Origin of the sequence: Caballeronia calidae (genome assembly GCF_900044055.2) — a bacterium.
In the GTDB taxonomy this organism is placed as follows: Bacteria; Pseudomonadota; Gammaproteobacteria; order Burkholderiales; family Burkholderiaceae; genus Caballeronia; species Caballeronia calidae.
In genome coordinates, this window is the sequence record NZ_FCOX02000368.1 from 1 (window position 1) to 538 (window position 538).

Genomic DNA, 538 nt, shown 5'->3' on the forward strand with positions numbered 1-538 from the left:
AGCCCTGTAACCAGCCTGCATCGTCTATCCTCCGGATCCATTGCATCTTAACAGTGCCGCTTCCCACCACCCAGCACCGCCGGGAAGTTATTTCTCACTCGTTCCTAACCGTGTGGCCCGGGGATAATCGACGCGTCCCTGCGTTTCCCACCAGTGCGCCACGCTGTCGCAGGCAAACTGTGTCGTGTCACAGCTCACGCCGATGTTCACATGCGCCTTATTCAGGCCGATGTCGTACAGCCCATGCGGAATAATCTTGCCCTCGCTGTAGCTCGGAAAATCGTGGTCGAGGACTTCAAGCTGCTCGCGCGTGTACAGCTTGCCGCCGCGATAGAAGTTGCCCAGCATCTCCTTTTTCTTCGTATCGATGCTGATCACAGGTTGATCGTCTGCGAGGTATTCCGACTTGAGTTGCGAAATACGCTGAAACTGCGCATCGCGCTGCGCATGAGATTTGAGCGACTTCTTTTTCTGCGATTGCCGACGGGAAAATCCGTTTTGTTTTAACAGTTGCCTGACGGTTCGCACGCTCACCCGT

1 protein-coding gene is annotated in these 538 nt (G+C 55.2%); it reads right to left on the reverse strand.

Annotated features, from left to right (window positions below; genetic code table 11):
- Positions 1-87 precede the first annotated feature (87 nt).
- The coding region (locus tag AWB78_RS43075; protein WP_445344279.1) for an ISAzo13-like element transposase-related protein at positions 88-538 on the reverse strand (451 nt) is incomplete at its 5' end.